At 52.4% G+C, this 1,257-nt stretch carries 1 protein-coding gene; it reads right to left on the reverse strand.

What is annotated here, in order from left to right; all coding sequences use genetic code 11:
- Positions 1–9: 9 nt before the first annotated feature.
- Positions 10–1,190, reverse strand: a protein-coding gene (locus tag ACJ9N4_RS20860; protein WP_182919020.1) for an IS3 family transposase whose coding sequence is annotated in 2 segments (ribosomal slippage) — positions 10–920 and positions 920–1,190 — 1,182 coding nt in all. Because the reading frame shifts where the segments join, the coding sequence is not laid out codon by codon here.
- Between the last annotated feature and the right edge of the window lie 67 nt (positions 1,191–1,257).

The raw sequence follows: 1,257 nt of genomic DNA on the forward strand, positions 1-1,257 counted from the left end.
TGAAGTGGTCTACTTAATTTGGACACGACCTGAGGTTCTTTGTCTTTCCATCTCGGCAGGTGTTAACCCTCCGTTGTTTTTATGCGGCCTTACCCGGTTGTAATACCCACTCAGGTACTGAACCACATCCTTCACTGCTTCACTTCTGTTTCGGTAGCCTTCACGTAACAACCATTCCGTTTTAAGACTCCGGAACAGCCTCTCTGCAACGGCATTGTCCCAGCAGTTTCCTTTGCGACTCATGCTGAGTCTGATGCCGTACAGCTTCGCTATGTCCCTGTATGACATGCTGGCATACTGAGAACCCTGGTCAGAGTGGAACATTAATCCTTTTGGACGGCCCCGGTTTTCCCAGGCCATTGTAAGGGCATTCTGCGCCAGCTGGCTGTCAGCCACAGACGAGAACGCCCAACCCACCACTTTTCGCGCGTATAAATCCAGTACCACTGCCAGATACAGCCAGCCCGCTTGTGTTCTGATAAAAGTGATATCTCCACACCACACATTATCCGGTGCATTTACCGTAAAATTGCGACTGAGATGATTTTCCGCCAGATTAGACTGCCGGTTACACAGGCGATAGCGGTGTTTTCCGGGCTGCCTGCTCACCAGACCGGCTTCTTTCATCAGTCGCCCGGCCTTGTAACGCCCAACGTTTTCTCCTTCGCGGCGAAGCAGTAAAGACAACGTTCTTGCTCCGGCTGAGCCCCGCCCAAGACGGTGTAGCTCGGCCACCCTTCGCTGTAGGGCAATTCGCGTCGTATCCGGTTGTTTCTGGCGTTTGCGATGGTAGTAAACCAGACTCCGGCAAACGCCGAGGACCGCACAGAGCTCTTTTACGCTGTATTCCTGGCTCAGGGCGGCGACAAGTTTCAGGGCTTGCTGGCGTCCGACATCAGCAAAGCTGTAGCCTTTTTTAATATCTCCTTGTCCCTCTCAAGCCGCTGAACCCGTTCTTCAAGCTGACGAATGTACTGCTGCTCTGGCGTGAGCGGAGGAGCCGGAGAGGGGATGCCCTGACCGGATAAAACCAGGCCACCACGTTCAATTTCAAGCTGTCTGACCCAGCGTCTCATGGCCGTGACACCGACATCAGAGGCTTCGCAGGCCTGGCGGAATGAGTAGCCATGGTCAAGGACCAGCTCAGCGCACTCGCGTTTAAACTCTGGGGTAAATCGGCGTGAATTCATTTTTTGCACCTCATCAGTTATTTAATTTATAACCTCTGAACGTGTCTAAAACTATTAAACCACTTCA

The sequence above is a fragment of the Enterobacter sp. LM3 genome, assembly GCF_046622475.1.
Taxonomy (GTDB): domain Bacteria; phylum Pseudomonadota; class Gammaproteobacteria; order Enterobacterales; family Enterobacteriaceae; genus Enterobacter; species Enterobacter cloacae_P.